The organism is Desulforudis sp. DRI-14 (genome assembly GCF_052618305.1).
The window spans coordinates 29417-53735 of sequence record NZ_JBQXEZ010000009.1; the positions used below are offsets into that span (position 1 = coordinate 29417).

The following is a 24319-nucleotide window of genomic DNA, read 5'->3' on the forward strand; positions in this document are numbered from 1 at the left end:
TAAAGTTAAAACTCAATCCTCGCGGCGGCCGAGCTGCCACATTCCCAGCGCAAAGAAGATCCCCGTCCAGCCGGCAAGCAACCCCACCACCGTCCAGGAGGGCATCCCTCCGGTCAAGGCATCCCGGAGGACCTGCGTCGCCGGGGTCAGCGGGAGAAACCACACCAGGTGTTGCGGGACCTCGGGAAGCCTTTCGAGCGGGATGAGCGTGCCGCAGAGAAAGGTCATGGGCACGATGACGAACTCGCTGATCATCGTCTGGTCGTCGAAGGAGCGCAGGCAGAGTCCCAGAAAAACCCCGAAGGCGCCGCAGGAAAAGGCAACCGCCAGAAGCCATGGGATTCCGGCAGGTGCCGGACGAAAGCCGGGAACGAACAGGAGCACCAGTCCGAGGACGATCCCCCCCGCCAGAAGCCCCCGCAGGGCGCCGGAGAGGGTATACCCGAGCCAGACGGTGAAGTTCTCGACGGGCGCCAGGCGATAGGCCTCGAAGCTCTTGAAGTGTAGGCGGTTGTAGAACATCCGGACGGTAACCGAGGTCACCCCGTTGTTGAAAACCGCCAGCGCCACCACACCCGGTACCAGAAACTCCAGATAGGCCATCCCGCCGGGAACGAGCATCTTCAACCGCTGCCCCACGCCGAAACCAAAAGTCAGGAGAAAGATGAGGGGCGAGAGCGTATATACGGCCAGGTAAAGCCAGAAGCGGCGCCGCCAGTAAACCATCTCCTCCCAGACGATCGGGTACCAGCCGGAGAATAACTCCCGCATCAGTCTTGTCGCCTCCAATTCAACAGCACGTAAGCCAGCACGTAAAAACCGGTAAGCCAGCCGAGGCTTTGCCCGAACCAGTCCCACTGGCCGGTTCCCGTGAGCGCCAGCGCCCGCAGGTTATAAGTTCCGGCGGTGAGTGGCAAAAACCAGCCAAGCTTGGCTAACATTCCCGGCAACTGTTCCACCGGGAAAAAAGTGCCGCAGAAGAAGGTCATCGGAAAAACTATCAGATTAGTAAACATCAGCACATCCTTGTCCCCGCCGGCGATCATGGCTACCGCCACCGCCAGCGAGGCGAAGAGGAGACAGACCACGGCAAGCTGGACCAGGAAAAGGGCGGAAAACCGCAGGCCCCCCACGACTGCCCAACCGGCAAGGCAAACCGCAAGGGCCGTCAGCAGTCCCTTGCCTCCCCCGGCTAGGACGTGCCCCGCGAGGAGGGAACCAGTGGAAACCGGGGCCAGCAGGTACTCGTCCAACACCCGGTAAAAAGCGCGCCGGAGGGTAAACCAGTTGACCAGATCGCTGTAGCTCGCCGTAACCGCCGCCATCACCACCAGTCCCGGAACGAGAAACCGGAGGTATTCCGCCCCCACAGCCGCATCTTTGAAGTTCCAGGCAAAAAGCAACAAGAAAATTAACGGCCGATTCAGCCCCCCCACCAGAAACCGCCACCAGCGCCGCCGCCAGACCAACCCCATCGCCAGTACCAGCGGCAGCCAGGCAGGATAAAGCCTTTCGTGCCAGAGCTTTTTTTCGATAGCGGCCTGCACCACCCTACCCCACCTACCCGCGCCGGATCTCCCGGCCGGTAAATTCCACGAAAACATCCTCGAGGTTCGTCCGCCGGACGGTCACGTCCCCGGCAAGGGTGCCGGCGTAAGCCTTGGCCTCCTGCCGCGTACCGAAGAAGGCGTGCCGCGTCTCTTCCCCGGCGAAAAACTCCACGCAAAAGGTACCCAACCGTGCTTTTAGTTCCCGCGGCGCGCCCAGGGCGATGAGCTTCCCCCGGTCGATGATCCCAACGCGGTGGCAGAGGCTTTCCGCCTCCTCGATGTAGTGCGTGGTGAGAAGAACCGTAACGCCGTCGCGGTTCATAAGCTGAATCAAATCCCAGATTTTCCGGCGGGTCTGCGGATCAAGCCCCACCGTGGGCTCATCCAGAAACAGAATGGGCGGCCGGTGCAAAAGCGCCCGGGCAATCAGGAGCCGCCGGGCCATCCCGCCGGAGTAATTCTGGACGCGGTCGCCCGCCCGGTGGTTCAAACCCACATACTCTAAGAGTTCCTGAATCCGCTGCTCGCGGCATCCTTTAGGCAGGCGGTGCAAGAGCGCGTGCAGTACCAGATTCTCCCGCGCCGTTAACTCCCGCTCGAGGTTGTTAACCTGGGGAACCACGCCGATCAGGCGCTTTACGGCCACCGGGTTCCCGGCCACGCTCTCGCCGCCGACGAAAAGCTCCCCCGCCGTGGGGCGCGTGAGCGTGGTGAGCATCCGGATAAGGGTGGTCTTGCCGGCCCCGTTCGGGCCCAGGAGCCCGAACACCTCGCCCCGGCGGACGACGAAGCTTACCCCGTCCACTGCGGTGACCGCGCCGTACCGCTTGACCACCTGCCGCACCACCAGGGCCGCCGCTTCGGGCCGCGCCATTTCCGGAACCGCGGGCTCCCCGCCCGGCGGGGGAAGGGCCGCGGCCGCCTGCCGCCCAACGGGTAAAGGCACTGAATCCCCGCGGGTTTTCCCGTCACTCACGCTCGTACCGCCGCCTTCGGCCCTTCCGCGGCTTCCTCTCCCGCCGGCGCGCCCACCGGCGCCACCGGAGTTACCTGGAGGCCCCACTGGGTTTCGGTTACCACCGCCTCCACCCCGTAGACCGCGCGCACGTTTTCCGGCGTGAATACCTCTTTGGGAACGCCGGCGGCGAAAATCCGCCCTTCGCCGAGCAGCAGGACCCGGTCAGCGAAGCGGCTCGCCAGGTTCAGGTCGTGCAGGACAACCACCGCCACCCGCCCCTGTTGCGTAACGAAGTCCTTTATGAGGGCCAGGACCTCGAGCTGATAACGGATGTCCAGCGTGGCCGTGGGCTCATCCAGCAGAAAAACCTCCGGCTCCTGAGCCAGGGCCCGGGCGATGAGCACCTTCTGCCGCTGGCCGCTCGAGAGCTCGTTGAGCTGCCGCTCCGCCAGTCCGGTGAGACCCAGGTAGCCGAGCGCGCCGGCCGCCACCGCCAGGTCGCGTCGGCTCACCCCCCACGTAACGTAGGGACGGCGCCCGTGGAGCACCGTTTCCAGCACGGTACAGGGAAAGGCTTGCCCCGTGCCCGGCGGCGGCACGTACCCCAGACACCGGCCGATCTCCCGCCCGTGGAGGGCGTTAAGGTTTTTCCCGTCCAGCAGGATCGCCCCCGCGCGGGGCCTGAGCACCCGCGCCAGGCAGCGCAGGAGCGTCGACTTCCCGGAGCCGTTCGGACCCACCACTCCAAGCGTCTCCCCGGCCCGCACCTTGAACGCGATGTTGTCCAGAACCAGGGCGCTCCCGTAGGCGAAGGAAACCCCCTTGATCTGAAGCCGCATAATACCCTCTCCCGCGCAATTGATGTTGATCCTTCTCGGCTGTTTTGCCCCCACCGGCGCATTCGCCATCCGGGCTAACGGATAACCACCTGCCGGGTTGCAGCGTCCCAACCGGCTTCGAGCCCGAGTGCCTCAGCCACGAACCGGTAAGGCAGCATCACCCGGCCGTTTACAATTTCCGGCGCCACGTCGATGGGGATGGGCGTCCTCTGCAACAGGTAGGCTTTTTGCCCCACTTTGAACTGGATTATCCGTTCCCCGGGAACGACGACCGTCACGGTCTGGTCTTGCGCGCTCCAAGGGATGCAGCTGTCGGCGAGCCCTGCCGCGTTGGCCAGGTACCTTACCGGAGCGTAGGTCCGGCCGTTCTTGATGTAGGGCGCTACGTCCATCTCCCTTTCTTCGTTCCCGACCCGGTACTTCTTGGTGCCGACGGTAAAGACCGCCTCCGGCCTGATTGTCTTTTCCGTACAATTAGCTAAGACTAAAACCAACTCGTTCAGTGATGAAGTAAAAAGATCCATCGTCTCGCTCAGAGCGCTGCCGCTTACTTTGACAGTTATGCTGCCTTCCGCCACCCTGCGGTCCAAGGTCAGGAAAATGTCCTTAATTGTGACTGTACTGCCGACTTGTTCGGAGACCGTTCCCGCATCAGTCTCCGAAGCGCTGTCCGTGCCGGCCGGCGCCGGCTTTTCCACCGCCGTGGCGCTGGAAAGTTCCACCGGGATGGCAAGCGTCCGGTCGTTATCTTCAAACCTTACCCCATCCGAGTACAGCTTTAGATCGCCCGCGGTTACCGCTACCGCGGGTTTCCGGGCAAAGTACACCCCCGAGGGCAGGGTGAGCTTCAAGACCGCCCGGTTCCCGGCGGCGTCGCGCGCCCGTAAAGCCCCTACCAGGTTTTCCTGGATGGTCACCGCGCCGGCCGCCTGTTCCCGCGCCCCGATGCGGACCGTCCCGCCTGCGGCAGAAATCGCCACCGGTGTTTGTACTTGGGCTACGGTTACAGTATCCTCAATGCCGGGGCCTTTCAGCGTCACGCTCAGTTCCTCCGGCGCGTAGACCGCCAGGTCCACCGTGGCGTTTTTAAAGCAGAAGATCGTCCGGGATGTGCCGGCCTGGTAAACCGAGTAGAGAACTGTTCGTCCCTTGTCGTACGTACTGTGGTACCGGAGCTGGCCGTCCCCCGCCTCGCGCCCGATGGTGGGCAGCCGGTTCCACTTCGCCCCCTCGGGGAGAGTAAGGCTGATAAAGCTGTCTCTGCGCAGGTTCCCCGGCATCCCTTCGGCGACGGTGAAGTTCCCGATCTGCTGGTTCAGCCGCCCGGCCACCGCGTCGAGGGTGCTCCTGGCGGCCACGCTTAAACCGGAGACCAGGTACTTCGCCACGGTTACCTCGGCGATCCTCTCCCCGCCCACGCCGGGGTTGGTGCCGCCGTAGGTGACCTTCACGTCGCGGGCGGTGGTGAAGGGCTCGTTGGCTTTAACCGAAGCCTTGATCACCAGCTGCCCGGGTTGAGAGGTGGTTGCCGTGTTGATCTTCAGGTACAGCGCGCTGCACCCGTTCTTCTCGGTATGGACAGCCTTGTCCACGCTGCCGCCTGCAAAACCCCCCTGCAGGATGAGGGTCACCGTGTCCCATGTAAAACCCGGGCTCAGGACCAGCTTCACCGTATCGCCGCCGGGGAAGACGTCTTTGTTCACTTTCAGCGCCCCGGCCACGTCCTCCTTGAGGGTGATGTCGGCGATTCCCCCGCCGATCCCGGTGATACCGGCCACCGAAGCCGCGGTGATCGTGCTCCCGCCGGCGGTAAGGAGCTTGCCCACGGTCACCGAACCGGAAGAGAAGCCGGCGGTCGAAGGCGCATCGAGCGTAACTTTGATGTCGGAGGATTCGAGATCCTCGGGGGTTACAGGTTTGATCTTAATCTCATCCCATAAAACCAGCATAGTCAAAGTGGACGCCAATGGGTCCCAAGGTTGTTTCTTAACAGTAAGGTTAAGTGTATTTCTGTTGACTACCGAAACATTTAGCTCATTCACTTTAAGTGGAGCCTCTTCCCCGAAAGCATAAACCGTACCCGGCACCGTTGAAACGCTAAAGCCGTTGTCGGAAACAGAAATGCTTGCATTAACGCTTGCAACAAGGGTACCTGAAGATGGGGTTCTGACCGTTAACTTCTGTATCTCGACGTACAAAGGCAAACTGATGCTGACCCAATCGCCAGGTTTAATGCTCCCCCCCGCCGGAGATTCTACAATCCGCAACGTACCTAGCTGCGCCGTGCTCTCCGGCGCCACGTTCGGGCACCAGAGCGCCGAATTCGTGGTGGCCGCGAAAGCAGCGCCGGCGGGGGCTAAAACCAGGACGCACGCCACGGCAAAGATCAGCAGGATTAAACGCGACCGCTTCATTGTTAAGAAAAACCCTCCTCCAGCTAAATTAAGCATTGTAATTACACCTGTGAAGCAGCGTTGCATTATTTTTCCGGATAAACGTAAGCCCCTTTAAGCTCGATCCCGTGAAACTTCTGCAGCATCTCCTTGTGGATGGCTTCCGGATTAACATCCTTAAAGAGGTCCGGATAGAGCCACTTCGCGAAATAGGCCAGGCCGACGATCGCTCGCGGACCGGTGTAAATTTCGCTCGAGATCAAGTAAACCTTTCCCTGCCGTACCGCGGTGATCTTATCCCACCCGGGGCGGCGTATCATCTCGTCCCGCTTCTTCACCATCGCCTCGGGCTTTTCGTCGTAACCGGAGGGAATCGAGCTGCCGCAGGCCTTGATGATTACCTGTGGGCTCTGCGCCACCACCCACTCGGGACTCACCTTCGGGTAAGGCACTCGCAGAACCGCCGCAATGTTCCGTGCTCCGACGGTGTCCAGCATCTCGGCAGCACCCGAACCCGGCCCGCTGCCCGAATAGTCAGTGTAGCCCTCAAGATAAACCCGGGGCCTTCTGGCAAGCGGGATATCCTTCGTCCGGTCTTTAAACAGCCTCTGGTACTTTTCGAAGTAGGCGATATAAGCCGCCGCTTCCTTCTGGCGATTCAGGATCAGCCCCAGGGTACGGATATCCTGCGCCATCGTCTTGACCTTGTAGCAGTCAAGCAGCACCACCGGCACGCCGGCCCGCTCGAGCTGCGCCACGATCTCGGGCTTCAAAAACTTGCCGTAGCCGAAGACCACGTCGGGCTTGAGCGATAGGATCTTTTCCACGCTCGGGGTGAAGGCCTTACCGACCTTCGGCTTATCCTTAACCAGAGGCGGAAAATCGGCGGTATCCGCGACACCAACAATTCGGTCTTTCTCGCCGAAGGCACAGATCAACTCGGTGACGTCGGAGTTCACCGAGACGATGCGTTTCGGCGGGGATGGAACGCGCACCGTCCGGCCCTGGGAATCTTTAATGCTGATCCGCTTCGGCGGCGCGAGAACGGTCACTCCAGCCGCCTCCGACGGAAGAATGCCTTTCCCACCCAATAAGACAAAAAGAAACGCCGCTAATAACCAGAAAAGCGCCACTTTCTTACTCTTTAGCATCGAAGACCCTCCTCGTCCAACCCCGGGTGAGCAGCCTGTTCATAACCGCGCTTATGACTTCCCACCACCCTTCTAAGTTCGAAACCGCCATTTAAAACCCCAACATCAAACCTCTACCCTCTAAATCCAACCTCTTTTTCTACCCCCACCACTGGCGTCTCTTTCTGATCAGCAGGTAGACGAAGAAGGGCGAGCCCATAAGCGCGGTGATGATGCCGACCGGGATTTCGGTCGGCGCGATGATGGTCCGCGCCAGTGTATCGGCCACCAGCAGGAGCACCGCGCCCATCAGGCAGGAGCAGGGAATCAGGAACCGGTTGTCGCTGCCGACAAGCATGCGGCAGATGTGCGGCCCTACGAGACAGACAAAGCCGATGATGCCGGTGAAGGCCACGGTGGCCGAAGCAGCAAGGGTAGCCAGAGTCAGGGTGCAAACCCTCAGGCGCCCCACTTTGATCCCCAGGCTGGCCGCCACATCCTCCCCCGCCCCTAGAACGTTGAGGTCCCAGGCGTAAAGGCAGAGTCCGGCCATACAGAGCAGCACCACCGGGGTAAGAAGCGCCACCGTCTGCCAGTCGGCGCCCCAGAAGCCGCCCATCAGCCAGACGACGAGCTCCTTCAGGGCGTCGTTATTGGAGATGTATTTCAAAAGCGATACCCCGGCCTGAAAGAGGTAACCAATGGCCACTCCGCCCAGGACCAGCGTTTCGGGCGCCATCCCCTTGAACCGGGCCAGGGAGAAAGCCAGGAGTGTGGTCAACCCCCCGAAGATGAAGGCGTTGGTAACGATGAGCCAGCGCGATACGTCGAGGTAGTTCCCGCCCACCAGGCCCGTCCCCAGGACGATGGCCAGGGCCGCTCCGAAGGCCGCGCCGCTGGAAAGCCCCATCGTGTAGGGCGAGACCAGGGGGTTGCGCAGCACCCCCTGCATCACCGCCCCGGCCCCGGCCAGGCTCATCCCCGTAACGGTGGCAAGCAGGATGCGGGGCAGGCGGATCTCCCAGACCACCGTCTGGGCCAAATCATTCACCGGTGCCGTCTTGATGCCCAGATGCGCCAGTATCACCCGCCAGACGTCCGCGACACTGATCCCGGCGGCCCCTACCGCCGTGGCCACCAGGGCGGTGGCGCCGGTCAGGCCGAGCAGGGCCGCCACCAGCAAAGCCTTACGACCGGTGTGGCGGGAGTAAGTGGCCCTTACCGCGGCCAGACTCATCTCCGGCCCCGTGCTGCCTACTTCAGCGGCGGGTACACCCATACGCCTTTAAGCTCCTCTCCGTAAAACTTTTCGAGCATCTCTTTTCGTGCCGCCTCCGGGTTCACATCCCGGAAGAGTTCCGGGTGCAGCCATTTGGCGATGTAGTACTCCCCGGCTGCTCCCTGCGGCGCGCAGGTGATGAGGTCGGAAATCAGGTAAACCTGGCCGTTTTTGACAGCCTTCGTGTTCTTGAGCGCGGGACGGGACATGATCTGCCTCCGCAGGTCTTCCAACTTCTGCAGATCTTCTTTCGTGCCCTTGACCGTCCAGCCCGCCTGCTCGCGTTTAAGGTACTTGATGATTACGTCCGGATTCTTCGCCGCCACCCACTCCGGAGTCACCGTCGGGTAAGAGAAATCCTGCCCGGCGCAGATGTTGGTCCCCCCGGCCCACTCGATGAGCGGGTGCGCTCCCGAACCGGGGCCGTGGGACTTCCAGTCGCCGAGACTGGACTCCCAGTAGACTTTCGGTTTTTGGCGGGGGCTGAGCTTCCCAGTCCGCTCCCGCACCGTGCTCCATTGCTTCTCGATATAGGCCGCGTAGTCGTTGGCTCGCGCCCGGCAGCCGAAAGCCAGGCCCAGGGTGCGGATTTCCGTGGGGATAAGCTCGGTTTTGTACCCGTAAATCCTGAGGACGGGGATCCCAGCGCGCGTAAGCTGGCTCCTGAGCCCAGGCTTCATAAACGCCTCGATGACCAGGTCCGGTTTAAGCGCGATGATCTTCTCCACGCTCGGAGTGGACGAACTCCCGACGTCCGGAAGCTTAACCACATATTCCGGCCACTGGGTCTTTTCCTTGGTGTGATTGTCAACGGCGACCACCGCCTTCTCAACCCCGAGAGCCTTCATCATCTCGGCCGGATAAGCGCCCAAAACCACCACCCGCTTCGGCGGGCAGGGGACCCGGACGGCCTTTTTTTCGATCTTCCCGTTAGGCGCAACAAACTGCTCCGTAACCGTGATCCTTTGCTGCGTTCCCGCCAGCACGGGCAGGACCCCGGCCGCCAGTACGGTCAACAGTAAAACCACAATCCCGCAGACAAACCACCATCGCCGCACGACAAGCCCCCCTTTGAAAATGAGCAATAATTCCTACGGTACGGGCCAAATCACACTGACTAACCGCCGAGCTTCGCCTTGATCTCCCGCATCTTCGCGCCCCAGTCGGCCACTTCTTCGGCGGTCAGGATGTCGATGGCGCCGCCCTGGAAGTCGCCCTTGACGTCGCCCATTCGCTCCTCGAGCCACCCCTCGATCTCGAGGTAAGCATCCTTGAGTCCCTCCAGCATCTCGGGGTCGGCGTCCCAGAGGCCGCGGTTCGCCGCTTCGAGCAGCCGCCGGGCGATCTCCTCCAGGGCCCAGGGGTTGTGCTCCGCGAAGAACTTGCGGTTTTCCTCGTCCAGTACGAAGGTCCGCGTGATGTCGTCGAAGATCCAGTCGTCCACCTCGCGGGTGGAGGCCTCCCAACCGTAGACGCGGCCGACGCGCTTCGAGATGTCACCGGCCCCCTTGTAGCCATGGCGCTTCTGCCCCTCGATCCACTTCGGGTTCAAAAGCTTCGTCCGGACCACCCGCCGGATCTCGTCGGCCAGTGTACGGACCTCCACGTGCTCCGGCTCGCGGGTATCACCGTAGTAGGTGCGGACATCTTTACCAGAGGCTACCCGCGCTGCGGCGGTCATGCCGCCGTGGGCGCCAAAGTAGCAGCAGCAGCCGAAGAGGTCGTGCTCATCGGAAACCACCTTGTTGTAGGTAACGTCCACCGTCTTGAGGCTGGCCTGCAACTGCCCAAAAGCCTCTTTGCCGAAAACGCCTTTCCCGTAAGCGTAGCCGTTCCAGTAAACGAAGACGTCCGCCAGGTCCTTTTCCTCTTTCCAGGCCGAGGCGTAGACCGCCAGGTTGACGCCGGCCTGGTAGGTGCCTGGTTTGGAGGCGAAGATACGCAGGGTGGCGTCCCGCCAGGCCTGGGGATCTTCAGCCGTCCCGTCCAGTTGCGCCAGGGTGTGCTTGCGGACGAAATTCTTCTCCGGCGGCTCATACAGCGCCGCCACCGTCTGGATGGCCTCGTCCAACAGCTCCACGCAGTTGGGGAAGTTGTCCCGGGTGATCCCGGAAACCCGGACGGTCAGGTCGATGCGGGGCCGGCCGAGCTCCTTGAGGGGAATGACTTCGACGCCGGCCACCCGGCCGTTCGGAAGCCACTTCGGCCGCACACCGAGGAGGTAGAACATCTGCCCCAGCCCCTCGCCGTCGGCCCACATAATGTCGTTGCACATCCAGTAGAGGGCAACATTCTCCGGGTAGCGCCCCTCTTCGGTAAGGTGCTTCGCCAGCACCTTCTCGGCCAGGCGCTTCCCCACCTCCCAGGCCGCCCTGGTGGGCACCCGGTGGGGGTCAAGGGAATAAAAGTTGCGGCCCGTGGGCAGGACGTCGTCCCGGCCGCGGGTGATGAGCCCCGACGGGCCGGCGGGGATGTAGCGTCCCGCAAAGCCGTCAAGGAGCGCCTCGATTTCGCGGGAGGCTTCTACACGCTGGTTGAGGTCGAGGACGCGGGGCAGGAGCACGTTCAGCTCTTCAAGGCGCTCCGGGACCAAAAGATCCTCGCCAAGCACCGCAGCCAGATCGTCACCCGCAACGGGCCGCCCTTTGAGGAAGATACCGATGAAGGCCTTGCAAGCCGCGTCGATCTTCTCCAGAAGCGCCCCGTGAGACTTGCCATGCCTCATGGAAAAACGCCCCTGGTCAGCGAGAAGCTCGGCCAGTTCGAGACCCATAAGTCTGGCCACCGTCCGCCGGAGCGAAACCTCTTCTCCGGCGTCGTACCGCAGGACCGCATTCAGGAAGTCTATGCGCCGCTCCCCCTGCGGAATTTCGCCGAAGATGTGCTGGCCGTCCTGGATTTGCGTGTTGCGAATAACGGAGAGTACCGCATGGGCTTTATCCACCACGGCCGCAAAGTTCTCGTGCCCGCCGTCGAGCGGGATCTGCTTGTCGAGGTTGGCCTTTTTGATCTCCTCCATGATTAAGTGCTCAAGGGTGTGGGCGCGAGCCGGGTCGGCCACCCGCGCCCGCTCGTACTCCTCAAGATACCGGTCAAGTTCGGCCAGCTCGTCGTAGAGCCCGCCTTGGGTAAAGACCGTTTGCATGTGGTCCACCAAAGCGGCGTAGCTTCTTCTCTTAGCGATGGTGCCCTCCGGCGGATTGTCAGCGTTGTAAATGTAGAGGTGTGGCAGCGCCCCGACGGCAAGATCCGGGCAGCAGTCGCCCGACAGGCCCACGCCCTTCCCCGGCAGGAACTCCAGGTTCCCGTGCGTGCCCACGTGGACGACTGCATCGGCGCCAAACCCCCGCTCCAGCCACCGGTAGGTGGCCAGGTACTGGTGCGGCGGGGGGATATCCGGGTCATGCAGGATCTTGCAGACCTGCCCGTCGCAGCGGGCGCCGGCGCAGCCGCGCTTGGGCTGCACACAGACCACAGCGTTCCCATACCGGACGCCGGTGATAACGATTTGGCCATCGTGGACCATGGCCGCGGGGACGCCGTTCTTCGGCTCGCCCGGCGGGTTCCCCCAGGCATCGATCAGCCGCTCTTTCACCTTGGGCGAAAGCGTATCGAACCACTCCCTGTACTCCTCGACGGGCATCAGCTTCAGGGCCCCGCCCTTACTAACGATCTCGTCCGTGGTGGTCCAACGGAACTCGGAAACGGCCTTGCGGTTCATAATGGTATCAATAAGTTCTTTTCCGCTCGCCGGCGGTTCGACTGTGTACCCGGCCTCTTGCATCCGTTTCAGGATGCGGGCCACGCTCTCCAACGTGTCCAGGTTGGCCCCGCCGCCCACCGTGGCCTCGACCGAGGCGCACGGGTTGTTGTGCAGGACGAAGGCGACCCGGCGTTCGGTCGCCGGTTTTCCCCGCAAGCGCACCCACATAGCCACCCGGTCGGCGATGTGCTCCACTCGCTCGGGTACCGGCTGCCTGACCTCGAGATCCCCCTCCCTGCGGGCCGCGCCCAGGAAGACCGGCTCGATGACCCCTTCGAACTCGGGCAGGGCCACGCACCAGGAGAGATCCTGGCTTAAGCCTTGCGGGTCGGATGCCCACTCATCAATCGTCTTGTAGAAGGAGACAACGGGTTGGAAGACCGGCACGCCAAGCTGCTTCAACAACTCTATGCCGGAGGCGGCCACGCCCTCCCGTAGGAAATCGTCCGTCCTGGCACGGGCCGAAAGGAAGAAGGAAAGTAGCTTCACCATGCCCGCGATGCGCGGTCGGCCGTCCGGCCCCAGGAAATACTCCCGGACCACCTCGCCGGACCCCTTGGCGCCCAAACCTTCGTCCTTAAGCGAGTAACAAAAGGCCGGGATGACACCCAGGCCCCTGGCTTCCAGCGCCCGGATGAGGGCGTCCTCCACGGCCAGGGTTTTATTGACCCACTGGTTGCGGGCAAAAAGGAGCCCAACCATGTGGACTCGCCGCTTGTACCAGGCCAGGTAATCCTCCACTGCGACAAAGTGGTCGGGCGCGTCGGGGTGGTAGATCCCCTCCCACGGATGGACCAACGGCTCCTCCGCTTCAAAGGGCGCCCCAAGGACTACCGCCGTTACGTAGCGGAGCATCCGGGCGAAGTTCTCTTCCCCGTTCTGCACGATGTAGGCGTAGCATTTGGCCACCACCTCGGGCGGGACCGTCGACAGCGCCCAGAGCGCCGGGTCATGGGCTACGCAGACCACCGGTCGGTCAAGCTCTCGTATGAAGCCCTCAAGCTCTTCCCAGACGGTCTCGCCCGTAGAACGGTAAAGAAAGACGAGGTCGGATTGCGCCAGGTCCGCGCGGGCGGCATCCAGGTCGTCCTTCCCCTCCTGCAAGTAACGGGCGGAGTAGACCTTAACGTCAAGATGGTCCCGGACTTTCGCCGCGGCCTTCCGCAGCGTGGCGCTGTGGCTGTGCCACACGATAGCGGTGATCATATACACGGCTTCCCCTCCCTACCGATAAAAAAGCATTAAAACTAAAAAAGAAAAGACCACAAAGGCGGTAACCTTCGTGGTCCCTCTTTAACGCTTCTATATCCGGTTCATATGAATAACACGGATGTCTAATAAAAGTCTGCTTTCTTCGCGCGGCTTCGTACCGCTGATTACGGGAAGTTTAACCCGGATTTGGATGACCTGTCAAGAAGGAAAATCAACCGCAGGATACTCAACTTTCTTTGTACCCTGCAGGACCCTCGATATGGATCCTGGCGTAGGCCGCAATGCAGCAGGCTCTCTCAACCATGACTCTTTAACTGGCGTTCGTTGAACGACCTATATCCTTATAAGGCCTGGTAGCAGGGAGCCCCAAACCACGAGCACTCCCTGCATACCTTCATCCGCCAGGCGCGGTCGGCCCGCTCGTCCGCAAGACCGCGCAGGCGCGCCCATGTCAGCGTCGCGCCCGGCTCCAGTCCGAGCCGCGCCAGCACCAGGCCGTCCAGGCGGGATACCGCCGCTTCCCCGCCGCCGTCTCGGACACAGCTCCCTTCAACCAGCCAGGGACAGGCCGCACAGATCACATCGGTCCCGTCAGTCAACCGTACCCGGGCAGCCGGCCGACCGGCAAGCCCCGCGAGAACCCGCGCGAAGTTGGCAACGAAAACGGGCGTATAGCCCAGCCCGCGGAACTCGCCCGCGCAGAGCAGGTGGTGAGCCCGCAGAACAACCGGTTCAGCCATCCTGCGACGCGGCGCCCTTTTCCAGCGGCAGGAACGGCCAGGCCGCCGCCGCGGCCGCCAGGATCTTGGTCAGGTCACCCGGGATAAAGGGAATTGTCCCCATCCAGAGAAGCTTGACCAGGTCGGTAACCCCCGTATACAGGGAGAGAACGGCAAGGCCCGGTCCGTGAATCAGGATAAAATTCCCCGCCGTCATTACCGCGATCAGCCCTGGCAGAGTACGCGCCCAGGCGTATCTCCTGACCGCATGGCCTACCGCCATGGCCGCCAGGACAAAGCCCGCCAGGTAGCCTCCCGTCGGGCCGGCCAGGACGGCCAGACCCCCGCTGAGCCCGGCGAACCAGGGCAGGCCGGCCGCGCCCGCCGCCACGTAGACGCCCGCGCTGAAGCCGCCCCAGCCGCGCCCCAGCAGCACTCCGGCCAGCAGTACCGCAAAGGTCTGTCCCGTTATCGGCACCGGCGACCAGGGCACGGGAATGCGGGCCTGCGCGGCGGCGCCGATCAGAGCCGCAAAACCTACGGACAGCGCCAGCTTGTGCGCAAAGGGCAGCTCCTCGAACCACCGGACGGCCCTGCTGCCATAACCCCGTAGACTGAACACACCCTGCAAGTCAAACAACCTCCTCGCTCTATGATGAAGGTATTCTACAATTACGGAACGCCAATTGTCAACCAGTTGTAGCCAGGCTGGTTAACAATTATGGTGTTACTCTACCGTAAGGCGCAGCATAAGAGCCGAGAGACGCCTATTTTGCTTTCGCCAGACTTTTCGGCGCGGGGGGCTCACAAAGCACAGTTTAGACGAGCCCGGCGCTCGTAGGCGTCCATAAGCAGGGCGGTGACGGGACCCGGAACGCTAACACCCACCGGCCGACCGTTAAACAGCGAAACAGGCATAACGCCCATCAGAGAGTTCGTGAGAAAAATCTCGTCGGCATCAGCCAGCGCTGTAGCGCCGAAGCATCCCTCAACGACATCTATTCCCAGGAACCCGGCCGCTTGCAGGACTATGTGCCGAACAATACCCGGCAACAACCCGCAATCGGCGTGCGGCGTGAACAGCCGGCCCTTGTGCACCAGGAAGACGTTGCTGGCCGTTCCCTCGGCAACCGCTCCTTCAGTATTCAGAAGGATACCTTCGTCCCATCCGTTCGACCTTGCATCCTGCCTGCCCAGCAAACTGTCCAGGTAGTTGAGAGTTTTCAGCCTGACGATGGGCGAATGCGGGTTCCGCCTCACTTTGCACATGCCCACTCGTATGCCCTGCCGGTAACAGTCCGCACCGTAAGGAGGCGGGCCCGGAGTGACGATAGCGCATCCCTCGCATCCCGCCGGCCCCGCCGTTACAGTCAGCCGCAAGGAACCGCGGTGTATCGCGTTGGCTTGCCGGCCCATTTCCAGGTATTCCTGCAAGCGCCCGGCATGTCGGCCCAGCTCTATGCCAAGTTGCGCCATACCGCTTTCCAGCCTGGCAAGATGTTCCCTCACAAAAAGGATGCGCCCGTCGGTAACGGCCAATGTCTCGAACAGGCCAACGCCGTACTGCAGCCCGCGGTCGAGAGGGCTGACGCACCTCTCTTGTGCCGGCAGGATCCGGCCGTTGACGCAGGCTAAAGTCTCCATCCATCCACCTCCAGCCCGTTAACCCCCAGGGCCTTCAACAGCGCCCTGGCCTTATCAAGCGTCTCGCGGTACTCCGCTTCCGGATCGGAGTCGATGGTTATGCCGCCTCCGGCATGGAACCAAGCCCTGTTCTTATGGCAGACTACGCTCCTGATCGCGATGCTCATATCCGCGTTCCCGTCAAATCCCAGGTAGCCGATCGCTCCGGTGTAAATCCCCCGCCTGACCGGCTCCAGCTCTTCAATGATTTGCATGGACCGAACCTTGGGCGCCCCGGTGACCGACCCTCCCGGAAAACAGGCCCGCAAGAGGTCGACCGCGTTGCATCTTGAATCCAGCCGGCCCTCAACCGTGGCCACCAGCTGAAAGACCGTGGCATAATCCTCTATCCGGTATAGCTCGGGGACCTGAATGGAACCCGGAAGACATACCTTCCCCAGGTCGCTGCGCAGCATGTCCACCACCATGGCCAGTTCGGCGCGGTCTTTGGCGCTCTGCCACAGTTCCTCGCGCAGGCGTCGGTCGGTTTCGGGGGTGTCGCCCCGCGGTCTCGTACCCTTGATCGGACGGGTCTCTACCCGGCCATCCCGCAGGCGAAGGAACAACTCGGGTGACGCCGATATGACCGTAAAATCTTCGCAGTCGAGATAGGCTGCAAAGGGAGCCGGACTTATACTGCGCAAGGACCGGTACAAAACCCACGGATCTCCGAAAAAAGGCAGCGAGAAGCGCTGCGCCAGGTTGATGACAAAGATGTCCCCGGCGGCAATGTATTCGCGGACTCTCTCGACGGCCGCCTTAAAGGCCGGCGGGCTGAAAGTGCTGGTCAAAAACCCGTCCCGCACCCGCAGCAAGGAAAAGCGTTGCCCGGACACGGCCGGGTTTTCTTCAAAACCGGCGGCTGCCTCATGCCGAACCGTTCCTGACAGGAGTCTTCCCGACAAGGCCCCGCGAAGCCGCTTCAGTTTCTCTTTTGCCCGCCTGAGTCCCGCCGACCCTCGTTCAGGCAGGCTTGCGGCCACCAGATAAACCCGGTGCGAAAAATGATCAACAACGGCCGCCGCATCGTAAAAACCAAGATGGATCTCGGGCAGCCCAAGGTCATCGCTGCTTAGCGACGGCAGCCTCTCGATGCGTCTGGCGAGATCGTAACCGAAATAACCCACCGCGCCGCCGATGAAAGGGGGCGCCGGTGCCGTTCGCAGCAAGCGGTGGCTTGATATCAGTTCCTTCAACACGTCAAAGGGGTTAGCCTCATTTTCTTCCTGCGCCGATGCGTTTTCCGCCGTGATCCTTATCTTTCCGTGTTTTTCCGAGACGGTGAGAAACGGTTCGGCGCCTAAAATGGAGTAACGGCCCATCCGCCCCTTTCTGAGGCTGCTTTCGAGCAGAAACGGGAGCCTCAAATCACGGATTTTCTCAAAGAGGCCCGGCGGGTCGGCAGCCGCCGGCAGTTCCTCGATTAGGAGCGCGGTCGGCACCAGCATCCCCCCTTGATGGCCGCGAAGTTCGCCAATAACGCCAAGCCTTGAGGAGTCAAGATCGATTCGGGATGAAACTGTACACCTTCAACCGTAAACTCAACGTGCCGCAGACCCATTACTTCTCCCCCGGCGTCCACAGCGGTCACGGTCAGTTCACCCGGTAACCCTCCCGGCGGAACAATCAGTGAATGATACCTGGCGGCGATCAGCGGATTAGGAAGATCTCTATAGATACCGCGGCCGTCGTGGTAAACCGGCGTGACCTTTCCGTGCATCGGCCGCCTTGCGCGAGCCAAACCGCCTCCGAAAGCGCGGGCTATTGCCTGATGGCCGAGGCAGACTCCCAGTACGGGCAGCCGACCGCTGAAATGGCGCACTGCCTCTATGCATATCCCCGCTTCATCCGGGGTGCAAGGTCCCGGTGACAAAACAAGATGCGATATCGGCAGCGCCTTCAGGCCGGTAATAGCAACCTCATCGTTACGAACCACGAGGACGTTTTTCCCTAGGATTTTAAAATACTGGTAAAGGCTGTACACAAACGAATCGTAATTGTCAATGATCACCACCACCGTACGCTGCCTCCTTCACCCCGAAAAAAAAACACCGATACCCGCGTATCGGTGCTCACCCCGTGTCTCCGAGTCGTCTCGCTGGTCTTAAACTTGCTCGTCTGATCTCGTCTCGTCTTTAGGTTGTCATGGCAACACTTGAATATAATTTAGCAACTGCTTCATACTTCGTCAACCGCTCACCGGCCCGCCCCGTCGAAATTTTACTTGCCGGCCTTCAGGATGGCCTGCAGGGCCGTCTCCAGCTCGGCATACTTGAAAGAGAATCCCAACTCAAGGGCCCGGGCCGGGACCGCCCTCTGCCCGCTCAAGAGCAGCGCCTCGGCCATCTCGCCCAGGGCCAGGCGTAAAAGCGCCCTCGGAACGGCAAGCCGTGACGGACGGCGCATCATCCGCCCCAGAGTCCTCGCGAAAGCCAGATTGGTTACCGGATTCGGGGCCACGGCGTTTACCGGACCCCGCGCCTCTTTGTTCGCGATGAGAAAGCGAATCAGGCTGACCAGATCGTCGCGGTGGATCCAGGACATCCACTGCCGGCCGGAGCCGAACGGTCCGCCCGCAAACCAGCGGAAGGGCAAGAGCATCCGCGGCAGGGCCCCGCCGTCCCTCTCCAACACCATGCCGGTGCGCAGCAGGACGACGCGCATCCCCAGAATCTCCGCTTGCCGGGCCTCTCTTTCCCAGGCCGTACAGACCTCGCTGAGGAAGTCTTGCCCGGGAGCGTCGGCTTCGGTCAATTCTTCATCGCCACGCGGACCGTAATAGCCGACCGCTGAACCGCTGACCAGCACCTCCGGTCTCCGCTTCACACGCGCCAGGGTCTCGACCAGCACTCTCGTCCCCTGCACCCGGCTTTCGCGAATCCGTTCCTTTTGTTCAGGCGTCCAGCGCCGGGCGGCGATCGACTCTCCGGCCAGGTGCACGACGGCATCCGCCCCGTCCAGCGCCTCCCACCAGCGACTTTCGGCCTCTCCCGGCGGGATGCCGCCCTCCTCGCCGGAGGCAGCAGGCCCTCCCGCCGGCCATGTAACAGCCTTGACTCCCGCGGGCAGGCGCCCCGTTTTGGACCTCGTCAGCACGGTAACCTCGTCGCCCCTGTCGAGGAAAGAAGCAACCAGGGGCCTACCGATGAACCCCGTTCCTCCCGTCACGACCACCTTCATTGCCCGTCCCTCCCTTTCTGCGGCCGCCGAACCGCTGCAGCCTTGCCAAAACCTTCACCAGTTTCGCAAACCGGCGGGGGCCGACAAGTAAAACGGTCTCGACGATCTGATCCAGTTCCCTGTAAAAACTTTGCAGCACCTGCAGCCGACCAGCCACAAAATCCCGATCCGGCCCGGACGAAGCTTCCCGCGCACGCCGCAGACTGCCTTCGATGATCCGAAACGACTGGTCAAACTCCGGTTTCTGTCGCCGCTCAAGCACCCGTTGCATAATCAGCCAGGGGTCCGCCTCGGCTTCGAAGTAGACCCGGCGATCGCCCGGCGGCATGCTGCGCCGGACCATGCCGAACTGCTCCAGGACCCGGATGGCGATGCTGACGTTGCCCTTTGTAACACCCAGGGCCTCCGCCAGCTCGCCCAGGCTCATCGGCTCCGCAGACAGGTACAAAACGGCGTACAGCTCGCCCGTTGCCTTGCCCAGGCCCCAGAAAGCGGATTGCCGGCCCAAAGCCTCGATCAGCCGCATGCGCGCCTCGCGCAGCGCCTCGTCCATAGCCCGTCACCCTCCGTCTTGCTCGTAATAACATCGTTTAATACATTCTAAATGATACAAACTCTCATGGCAACAGTGTACAGGCACAACCCCCCCTGCTCAAGCGTACACTGTAGGAAAAGCAAAAGCCAGGAATTACCACTGGACCGAGAAAGAGGAAGGGAACATGGGCTTTTTCAGGAGGGGCATCCTGGACGGCGTAGCTGTCCCGGACAAATGGAAGGCCGTCACCCAGACCCTGACGGACAGATCACGGCGCCTGGCGGAGGCAGCCAAGGCCAGGGCCGCCGTTGTCGGAATAGAAACCGCCATCGCCCGCCGGGAGCGGGCACTGGGGCATTTCGTCTTGACCATGTACCGCAAAAACGGTATAGACTACCGGAAAATCCGCGCCCACTGCGAAGAAATCGCCCGGCTCTACGACGAGCTCGATGAACTCAACAGGAAAATAACTGCGATCGTCGCCAACAGAGTCTTCTGCTCTTATTGCGGCAACAGCATGGAGGCCGGCGCCAGGTACTGTCCCCACTGCGGACGCCCCGTTGTGCAGGCCGCCGCCCGGCTCCCAGCCTAACCCGCACTGCAAACAAGTATGGGAGCGATTCGGGCCCGTATCCGCATGGGACCCGCCCGGCCGGCTTGATGACGGCGAAAAAATTAGGAGAGGCGGCTTCGGCTGCCTCTCCTCTGTAAAGACATCGCGCATCCATCTACGAACCGGCGACGAAGGCCTCGTAACCGAGGTCCCTCAGGTCTTCGGCCACCGCCTCCGCGCGCCGGCGCTCGGCGAAAGCGCCGACCTGCACACGGTACAGGACCGGCCCGCGTGACAGTTCATCCCGCATCTTCTTCAGGTCGAGATACCGCCCCGGGCAAGCCGTCGCCGCTCCCGGCACCTCGCCGTGCCCCAGCACGTTCGCCGGCGGGATGCGGTGCTCCCGCATCAGGCGCTGTAAAAGCGCGCGCAGGGAGACAAGCTGCGTCCTGGGCGGCGGGTAGAGCTCGAAGTTACCGATGAGGCAGACGCCGATGCCCTTGCGGTTCATCCCCCCGGCCACACAGTGCGCCCCTTCCATGGTCGGCGGCCGTCCGTTGACCACCGTCCCATCCCGCTCGACGAGGTAGTGATAGCCGACGTCGCGCCACCCGAGGCTCTTGTGGTAGGCCTTGACCTGGGCGGCGTTCCTCTCTTGCGTTCCGGTGTGGTGAACTACTATATGTATCCACTTGGGCATCCGTTTCCCCCTCCTTCCGCACTGCGGTCTCTATGGAATCGCGCCTTAACGGCTGAATAAGCTAAAGCCTGCAGGATCCTAAGCCGTCTTACCTATCCCATCCTAAATGCTTAATGCCAAGTGCCTAATGCTTGGCGTGGAACTCTACGATGTCATCCAGTTCCACCCCGGATTGGCGCGCCACCACCATCGTCAGCAGCGTGACCGACTTCTGCAGTTCCCTGATCAGCGGCTCCAGGCGCACCAGGAGATAAGCCGAGAGGGCCATCGGGAACCCGTAATTGCCGACCAGTTTTAAAAACTCTTCCACGCCGTTTTCCTCCCTCCAAATAAGGATGTCTGAGGTCGGAGGTCTGAGCTGCGAGCAGGATCTTAAGCCAGCTTCAAGATTTGCTTTCCGGCTTAATACATCCAGTCGCCGCCGACAAGCACTGTCGAAGACGGAATGGAGGGCCCAGAGCGGGCCCTCCATTCTCACTCTTCTCCTCTACTCCCCGATAAGGGTCGTAGCGGTACGCTCGACGATGCGGGCCGAGTCTATGGCCACCAGGTCCCCGCCGCTGGAGGCGAAGATGTTCCTGGCGATGATCGTGTTCATAGCCGCTTCCACCTCGGCGGCCGTCAGGCCGGCCTTGGGGTCGGGCACGCGGATAGTCACCGCGCTCCCCGAGGCATTCCGGAAGCGCATTTCCAGGTTCCTGGTCACTGCCACGAAATCACATCCTTTCCAGAACCACCGGGGCGCTACCCCGGGAAGGAAGGCCGCCCGGCTGCTTGACGACCTCCCCGTATTGGCATTCGGCATTCAGCATTCGACGCTTCGGAGAACAGACCCGGCGTTCTAATCCGAGTGCTGAAAGCTGACAGCAGAACGCTAAGCGTTGGCAAGCTCTTCAGCGTCCTCGCGCATCACCGCGGTGACGATATGGCTCTGCAGACCGCCCAGGACGGCGCCGACCTCGAAAACGTCCTGGTCCGGCGCGCCGGCCTTCACGTTGGACCAGCGGCGGTTCCGCAAGACGGGGTTGCCGTTATCGCTGACACCTGTCTGGACCTCGACGATCAGCACGCTGCCGAGAGGGGTAGACACGACTGCCATCAACTATACACCTCCTCCGGTTTAACCCGCCCTTTTGCGAGGTGCTCTCTCACATTCCCACATCTCGCGCAGGGCGTGCAAACGGTACCGTTTATAACAGCCATGATCATGGTAACAACCCCCGCTGGTAACCGTCAATAACAGATATGGCCGTACCACCGCCGGTGATTACCGTACGGCATACCTCCTACCGGCCTGCCCCGTCCCGGTTTGCCGAGAGCAGGCTGTCCAGGGAGAGTTCGAGTCGTGCCGCCAGCCGGTGCAGGGTGCGGTAGGACCCGAAGGCCCTTCCCCGCTCGATGTCGGAGATGTACTGCGGCGTAAGGCCGACGGCGCGCGCCAGAGCGGCCTGGCTTAACCCCTTGCTTATTCTTGCCCGGCGGACAAGGGAACCTAATTCGTTCATGTCTCCACCTCCTGTTCCTGAAAGAGCGCTTTCAGCATACCACTGAACCCTGACCAGGCTAGTCACTGTTTGTAACAGTTACCTATGCCCAAGTGTTATCCCCTAGCAGACCCTCATCCTGCAAAATACAGCACCACAAACAATGAAAAATGGTTACAGCAGGTCTGGGTTATCCCCGCCGCTCCGTGCTCCGCTTCGACCGTTCTATGAGGCCGTTGAAAAGCTTCGCCTGACTTTGTCAGGCATCGTCGTCCGGTGCTCACGTACCAACAAGGATGTTAGATGCCGGAAGTCCGAGGTCGGACTCGATGCGATTACGAGTGATCGCTTCCCGGTCAGACTTCTGACCTCTGGTTTCAGACCTCTTTTTCAGTACGCTCCGCGCTGGACTCCTCGCCTTCCGCGCCATGCTCGCTTTTGAACGGCCTTTCGGGTGATGGCCTGAGCTCGGTTCGGAGCGTGGCTTGCCTCCTGCGGATTGTTCGCGGGCGCGGTTTTCAGCAGGTTACCCAAGTACGCGTCGAGGCCTTGGCCGTAGCGAACGTTGGGAGTATAAATCAATAATGCGCAGTGAGCCGAGGAACCCGGCACTCAACTAAGTCTCTTCGAAGGGCTAGCCATAGGTGATGGGTTCGCTTTAACGAGCTGCCAAGTTGAGTGCTGGACCGCTTTCGGTGATAAACCCAGCCCCGAATAGCAAGGACCGTTTTTTCAGGGTAGCTGAGGCATAAATACAACCTATATAACGTAGTATGGGGATTAATAAGATTGGATGGGCGGTGGGAACAATGCAAAAGCGGATCTGCCCGCAATGCAAAACGGCTTGGTACAGCGCGGACACCAGAGGGGTATGGATCTGCGCCTACTGCCATGCCGAAATCCCGGTCCCGGAAACCGCCAACGCCGATCAGCCCCGTAAGGCCCCGGGCGGCAAACCGGTCCAAAAGTAAACCGGCGAGCTACGTCAAAAGCTTACCGGCTAAATCCTGCAATCACTTAACCGTGGCAGATCTGCCGCACCCGGCCTTAAGTTGATTCACCCTTCCGAGGGTGAATTTTATGTTTTCACCCTAAAATAAATAAACAGGAGGGTCATGCCCTTTTAATATGGAGGAATTGGTATACCCGGTGTCGAATTTTAGTACGATAGTCCTATGCGCATAGGACTATCGTCCAGAAATCAAAGTGGTGACGCAAAAGCTACAGGGACTAACACGGGATTCCGGTTATGTCAGCCAGTTGCCGGGAATAGACGGTTGGTTAAATCCACCCCCTTCTGGCGGTGGATTTTTGTTTGACAGTCCATTATTAGGATTGAACCGGGATTCCACCGTTTTTTCGTATAACGGGTTTGCAGACAAGAAAACCCGTAATGTTGCCTACAGGAGTGGTGTCGATGTATTCGCAAGACACCCCGCTGAAACTCAACCGTTTTTGCCGTGACGACGAGCATCGTGACCAGGAAGCCGTCATACCGTGCCTCACGGACAAGGATACTGTTGTTCAGGCAGTCAGGGAATTAGCAGACGAACTGGGTCATACGCCTACACAGAGACAATACCTTCGAGTACAGAACTTACGGGGATACCCTCCTATCCGGTACGTCATTCAGCTTTTCTCTTCTTGGGATTATGCCGTTCTGGCTGCAGGACTAAAGCCGAACCGTAGAATCCTGCGCGTTCGACCTTTGAAAGACGAGAACGAAAAAAAGGCCCGCGCTATAATGGCCCTCAAGACTGCAACGGAGATTATCGGGTATCCCCCCGGCGTGACCGAGTACCGCAGCTTGCGCTTCAAACTTCGGCGGACCGACTGGCCTAGTGAAGATGCCATTTTCTTGATGTTTGACAGTTGGGCCTCGGCTCTTAGTGAGTGCGGCTTTGACCCGATGGACCCCAGGCGGAGAAAAACGGTCGCCGAAACGTTAAGGCGTTTCCGAGGACGAACAGTCGTGGCGGCATCGGAGCTGCACCGTTCTCCTTACAGGCGGATGGTTATGAAAGAAGTCCTTTCGGATGCGGGCATTGTTATAATCGGGAGACCGTCGCTTGGCGGGAGACTGTCACGATTACTTGTCACTGCCTACGAAATGGGGTTTCCTGAATTAAACGGGCACGACCGTGGACGCCGGCTTGCGATCCGCTTGGCCAAGGGTGAATCATACAAAGAAATGGGTGAGGACGAAGGGCTGACTCCCAGCAGAGTGTGCCAGATAATACAGCGGTACCTGACTGAACTGGTGTTAGGCTAACACCGAATACCGGATGTTGCCCTGCAAGATCCCATGCGGTTTTAGGCAGGATAACCAGGCCTTCCCGGG

At 61.1% G+C, this 24319-nt stretch carries 24 protein-coding genes; 3 read left to right on the top strand and 21 right to left on the bottom strand.

The genetic code is table 11. From position 1 onward, the window contains the following. Nucleotides 1–12 precede the first annotated feature (12 nt). The 16 genes from ACUM6F_RS07105 to ACUM6F_RS07180 all read right to left on the bottom strand — a co-directional run bounded on the left by ACUM6F_RS07105 (nucleotide 13) and on the right by ACUM6F_RS07180 (nucleotide 19259). Complete coding sequence (locus tag ACUM6F_RS07105) at nucleotides 13–771, bottom strand: ABC transporter permease (RefSeq protein ID WP_445348804.1); 759 nt, start codon at nucleotides 769–771, stop codon at nucleotides 13–15. Next, nucleotides 771–1547, bottom strand: a complete 777-nt coding sequence (locus tag ACUM6F_RS07110; RefSeq protein WP_445348805.1) for an ABC transporter permease — start codon at nucleotides 1545–1547, stop codon at nucleotides 771–773. The genes ACUM6F_RS07105 and ACUM6F_RS07110 overlap by 1 nt, the downstream gene beginning before the upstream one ends. Before the next feature lie 13 nt (nucleotides 1548–1560). Then, nucleotides 1561–2526, bottom strand: a complete 966-nt coding sequence (locus tag ACUM6F_RS07115; protein ID WP_445348806.1) for an ABC transporter ATP-binding protein — start codon at nucleotides 2524–2526, stop codon at nucleotides 1561–1563. Beyond that, complete coding sequence (locus ACUM6F_RS07120; protein ID WP_445348807.1) at nucleotides 2523–3347, bottom strand: ABC transporter ATP-binding protein; 825 nt, start codon at nucleotides 3345–3347, stop codon at nucleotides 2523–2525. Before ACUM6F_RS07120 ends, ACUM6F_RS07115 begins: the two co-directional genes overlap by 4 nt. Nucleotides 3348–3421: 74 nt before the next feature. Next, entirely contained in the window at nucleotides 3422–5797 is a 2376-nt protein-coding gene (locus tag ACUM6F_RS07125) for a copper amine oxidase N-terminal domain-containing protein (RefSeq protein ID WP_445348808.1), read from the bottom strand. A 29-nt stretch (nucleotides 5798–5826) separates the two neighbouring features. After that, nucleotides 5827–6891: an ABC transporter substrate-binding protein gene (locus ACUM6F_RS07130; RefSeq protein WP_445348809.1), complete on the bottom strand. Its 1065-nt coding sequence runs from the start codon at nucleotides 6889–6891 to the stop codon at nucleotides 5827–5829. Nucleotides 6892–7030: 139 nt separating this feature from the next. Continuing rightward, nucleotides 7031–8149 (bottom strand): FecCD family ABC transporter permease, encoded by a 1119-nt coding sequence (locus ACUM6F_RS07135; RefSeq protein WP_445348810.1) that lies wholly within the window; start codon nucleotides 8147–8149, stop codon nucleotides 7031–7033. Next, entirely contained in the window at nucleotides 8125–9207 is a 1083-nt protein-coding gene (locus ACUM6F_RS07140) for an ABC transporter substrate-binding protein (protein WP_445348811.1), read from the bottom strand. Before ACUM6F_RS07140 ends, ACUM6F_RS07135 begins: the two co-directional genes overlap by 25 nt. A gap of 59 nt (nucleotides 9208–9266) precedes the next feature. Continuing rightward, entirely contained in the window at nucleotides 9267–13118 is a 3852-nt protein-coding gene (gene cobN, locus ACUM6F_RS07145) for a cobaltochelatase subunit CobN (protein WP_445348833.1), read from the bottom strand. A gap of 347 nt (nucleotides 13119–13465) precedes the next feature. Then, nucleotides 13466–13864 carry a DUF1284 domain-containing protein gene (locus ACUM6F_RS07150; RefSeq protein ID WP_445348812.1) on the bottom strand — a complete coding sequence of 133 codons (399 nt, stop codon included), beginning with the start codon at nucleotides 13862–13864 and terminating at the stop codon, nucleotides 13466–13468. After that, entirely contained in the window at nucleotides 13857–14465 is a 609-nt protein-coding gene (locus tag ACUM6F_RS07155; protein WP_425622210.1) for a biotin transporter BioY, read from the bottom strand. Before ACUM6F_RS07155 ends, ACUM6F_RS07150 begins: the two co-directional genes overlap by 8 nt. A gap of 182 nt (nucleotides 14466–14647) precedes the next feature. Beyond that, nucleotides 14648–15487, bottom strand: coding sequence for an aminotransferase class IV (locus tag ACUM6F_RS07160; RefSeq protein WP_445348813.1), 840 nt, complete (start codon nucleotides 15485–15487; stop codon nucleotides 14648–14650). Next, nucleotides 15475–16968, bottom strand: coding sequence for an aminodeoxychorismate synthase component I (gene pabB / locus ACUM6F_RS07165; RefSeq protein WP_445348814.1), 1494 nt, complete (start codon nucleotides 16966–16968; stop codon nucleotides 15475–15477). The genes ACUM6F_RS07160 and pabB overlap by 13 nt, the downstream gene beginning before the upstream one ends. Further along, nucleotides 16950–17543 carry an anthranilate synthase component II gene (locus tag ACUM6F_RS07170; RefSeq protein ID WP_445348815.1) on the bottom strand — a complete coding sequence of 198 codons (594 nt, stop codon included), beginning with the start codon at nucleotides 17541–17543 and terminating at the stop codon, nucleotides 16950–16952. Before ACUM6F_RS07170 ends, pabB begins: the two co-directional genes overlap by 19 nt. Before the next feature lie 203 nt (nucleotides 17544–17746). Next, nucleotides 17747–18706, bottom strand: coding sequence for a TIGR01777 family oxidoreductase (locus tag ACUM6F_RS07175; protein WP_445348816.1), 960 nt, complete (start codon nucleotides 18704–18706; stop codon nucleotides 17747–17749). Continuing rightward, nucleotides 18666–19259 (bottom strand): GbsR/MarR family transcriptional regulator, encoded by a 594-nt coding sequence (locus ACUM6F_RS07180; protein ID WP_425620858.1) that lies wholly within the window; start codon nucleotides 19257–19259, stop codon nucleotides 18666–18668. Before ACUM6F_RS07180 ends, ACUM6F_RS07175 begins: the two co-directional genes overlap by 41 nt. A 166-nt stretch (nucleotides 19260–19425) precedes the next feature. Here ACUM6F_RS07180 and ACUM6F_RS07185 point away from each other — a divergent pair, with 166 nt between their 5' ends. Beyond that, nucleotides 19426–19833, top strand: coding sequence for a zinc ribbon domain-containing protein (locus ACUM6F_RS07185; RefSeq protein ID WP_425620857.1), 408 nt, complete (start codon nucleotides 19426–19428; stop codon nucleotides 19831–19833). A 136-nt stretch (nucleotides 19834–19969) separates the two neighbouring features. On the opposite strand, the gene ACUM6F_RS07190 is transcribed toward ACUM6F_RS07185, so the two are convergent. The 5 genes from ACUM6F_RS07190 to ACUM6F_RS07210 all read right to left on the bottom strand — a co-directional run bounded on the left by ACUM6F_RS07190 (nucleotide 19970) and on the right by ACUM6F_RS07210 (nucleotide 21999). Beyond that, nucleotides 19970–20494 carry an N-acetylmuramoyl-L-alanine amidase gene (locus tag ACUM6F_RS07190; RefSeq protein WP_425620856.1) on the bottom strand — a complete coding sequence of 175 codons (525 nt, stop codon included), beginning with the start codon at nucleotides 20492–20494 and terminating at the stop codon, nucleotides 19970–19972. Between the two features lie 124 nt (nucleotides 20495–20618). Beyond that, nucleotides 20619–20804: a YvrJ family protein gene (locus tag ACUM6F_RS07195; protein ID WP_425620855.1), complete on the bottom strand. Its 186-nt coding sequence runs from the start codon at nucleotides 20802–20804 to the stop codon at nucleotides 20619–20621. 177 nt (nucleotides 20805–20981) lie between these two features. Continuing rightward, nucleotides 20982–21206 (bottom strand): DUF2922 domain-containing protein, encoded by a 225-nt coding sequence (locus tag ACUM6F_RS07200; RefSeq protein ID WP_425620854.1) that lies wholly within the window; start codon nucleotides 21204–21206, stop codon nucleotides 20982–20984. A gap of 162 nt (nucleotides 21207–21368) precedes the next feature. Beyond that, nucleotides 21369–21593 carry a DUF1659 domain-containing protein gene (locus tag ACUM6F_RS07205; RefSeq protein WP_425620853.1) on the bottom strand — a complete coding sequence of 75 codons (225 nt, stop codon included), beginning with the start codon at nucleotides 21591–21593 and terminating at the stop codon, nucleotides 21369–21371. Between the two features lie 187 nt (nucleotides 21594–21780). Then, entirely contained in the window at nucleotides 21781–21999 is a 219-nt protein-coding gene (locus tag ACUM6F_RS07210; protein ID WP_425620852.1) for a helix-turn-helix transcriptional regulator, read from the bottom strand. 788 nt (nucleotides 22000–22787) lie between these two features. Here ACUM6F_RS07210 and ACUM6F_RS07215 point away from each other — a divergent pair. After that, nucleotides 22788–22949, top strand: coding sequence for a hypothetical protein (locus ACUM6F_RS07215; RefSeq protein WP_425620851.1), 162 nt, complete (start codon nucleotides 22788–22790; stop codon nucleotides 22947–22949). A gap of 446 nt (nucleotides 22950–23395) precedes the next feature. After that, the gene (locus ACUM6F_RS07220; protein ID WP_445348817.1) at nucleotides 23396–24250 is read left to right on the top strand and encodes a homing endonuclease associated repeat-containing protein; all 855 of its coding nucleotides are present in this window, start codon (nucleotides 23396–23398) and stop codon (nucleotides 24248–24250) included. Nucleotides 24251–24319: the final 69 nt, after the last annotated feature.